The organism is Pseudoalteromonas sp. NBT06-2, assembly GCF_002276045.1.
Classification (GTDB): Bacteria; Pseudomonadota; Gammaproteobacteria; order Enterobacterales; family Alteromonadaceae; genus Pseudoalteromonas.
Window position 1 is genome coordinate 1 of sequence record NZ_NQMR01000120.1, and the last position, 2,636, is coordinate 2,636.

General features: G+C 31.4%; 1 protein-coding gene. It reads right to left on the reverse strand.

What is annotated here, in order from left to right; translation table 11 throughout:
- The coding region (locus CJF42_RS19110; protein WP_095368211.1) for a hybrid sensor histidine kinase/response regulator at window positions 1–2,134 on the reverse strand (2,134 nt) is incomplete at its 3' end.
- Window positions 2,135–2,636 lie beyond the last annotated feature (502 nt).

Sequence of the window (2,636 nt, forward strand, 5' to 3'; positions counted from 1 at the left end):
GGATCAAATCATAATCGTTGGTTAAAGCCATTTCGATTGCTTCAGAGCCATTATTAGCAAATTCAGGGTTTAATCCCCAATGTTCTAATAGTAACCTGATTAATTCTTGATTATCTAAATTATCCTCAGCAACTAATATTTTTGCATCATAATGAGCTGACTTTATTGGCTGTTTTATTACTTTAATAGGATTTAAATCAGTTTTAGCTTGTAATAATTTAAACTCTGTATTTTTGTTGTTAGTCGCTATGGTAAGAGAAAATCTGCTTCCAATGCCTTTTTCACTCGTTACTTCAACATCACCGCCTAATAAATGCGCTAGATTTTTTGAAATACATAAACCTAAACCTGTACCGCCAAATTTTCGAGTTGTACTGGAGTCAGCTTGCTCAAAGGGTTTGAAAATTCTTTCTAATTCATTTTTAGACATACCAATACCGGAATCGGTAATTACAAATTTAAGTTTCTCAATGTGTGGTACATACTCAATAGTCAGGCTCACGTAACCTTGCTCGGTAAATTTAACTGCGTTAGTACAAATATTAAGTAAAACTTGTTTTAGTCGTGTTATATCACTATTAATTGTTTTAGGTAAAGGGAAGGAGTAATTAATTCTAAACTCCAAGTTTTTACTGTTAGCCAATACGTTTATAACAGAATTTAAATCTTCAAGAAGCTGTGCTAAATCACATTGTTGTTTTTCAACTTCTAATTTTTCTGCTTCAATTTTAGACAGATCTAAAATATTATTGATTAGTTCTAATAGGTGCTTAGAGTTTCTTAATACGGTATTTAAATGATTGTCTTTTACTTGATGTGCTTCTTTAATTAACATTTGCTCGGTAAAGCCAATAATGGCAGTCAGCGGCGTGCGTATTTCATGGCTCATATTTGCTAGAAATCTGCTTTTTAATTCATTGGCTTGTTTGGCTTGATCGATGGCTTGCTCAAGTTGATGATTCATTTTAGCTAATGCTTCAGTTCTGGCATGCACCTTATCTTCTAAGTGTTCTTTATAATCTTCTAATTGACCTTGATAATGTCTAATTTGATTAACCATGTGGTTAAAATCATGAAATAAAGTGCCCATTTCATCTTTACTAACAATAGGTAAACGTACTTTTAAATCGCCGTCTCCGACTCTTTGACTGGCTTTCCCTAATTGTACTAATGGAGCCAATAATAAAGATCTTACAACAATAAAAATCAAAATAGGTAATAAAACAACTGATATAAGAACTATTAAAGCAGTGATAAGGCTAATTTTTTTTCCTGATTCATATAGCGTATCTTTAGGAATTGATGAAACATAATAAGAACCATCATTCATATGAGTGGAAAATAACATTCTAGACTTTTGATCTATGCTACTTATTTTTAAAGGGATCAGGTGCTCACCTTTAGTGGCAAGTTTAATATTAGTTAATTCATATTCAGTTAAAAATATACCGCGTTTTGAAAAGTCTGAACTGAATAATATTTTACCCCTGTTATTGATAATAAGATTTAGGGTATGCTCAAAAGGTGCGTCTAAAATACTGGCATTAATAACTGAAGGTTTTAAATGTAATATTAAATATGCTAATAACTTAGGGCTTTCTAGGTGAAACTGTGATTTGAAAATCGGTTTAACAAAATATATCGATGTTATGCCATTCTCAGACTGTTGCATAAACTGCATTCTAGATAGATTATTATTTTTAAAAGTTTTAGCGAACGGGTATTTTTTCGGTTCGGCAAAAAGATCACTAGAGTAAAAAGCTAAGCTTTTTTCCTGTGCTGTTATTAAATCGATACTTAATATATCAGGGTAAGCATCTGTATAACTGGCAAATACATCTAATAAGGCACCAATACGGGCAGTTTTCATAGAAGACTCTGTTGGATCAAACTCAATAAACTGACTTAAAACGGGTGAGTTGGATAATAGCTCTGTTGCTGAATGAAATGCTTCTATGTAATTCAAAATATTTTGTTGTTGTTGCTGAACAAAATGACTAACAATAATATCAGCCTGTTTTTCTGTAGATTGCGTCACATTGGATAATGTGAATCCACCTAAAAAAAGTAAAGGGATAATCACAAGTGGCGTTACATACCAAAGTAACTTAATGCTCAACTTGCTTTTAATCATTATTTTCTCTTCCTTTCCTTATTTCTTTAAATAGATGCTACTTTTTATTTATAACATCTGGTGGGCCATAATTAAATAGATTACTGATTGTGACAATAGTTTATTTATATAAAATATTTAATTTAAATAATAGCAAGACCTACAGTGTGTAATGTATGGAGCAGTTATTATTTTGCGTTGGCATTTTTTTCTTTTTCACTTCATGCAATTGAATTACCATCAAGTCTCCAAGTTGTTTTATACCTATGCTCCTTGTAAATACAGGTTTAAGAGCTTAGGTAGTTGGAGATGAAACTCAAATTGAAGCCGCAATTAGGTATGCAGCACAGAATAATGCTTATTAGTGGGTCTAATACGCAATGAATAAAAAAGGAATTATTGTTGTAATAGGGACTAAAGATGGGAGGCCACATTTTTTATCTTAACTTAGCATGAAAATGTTAATAATTTATGCAAACAAGGAAGTTATTTAGATTTTATATTTTGTAACTTCTCAAAAAGC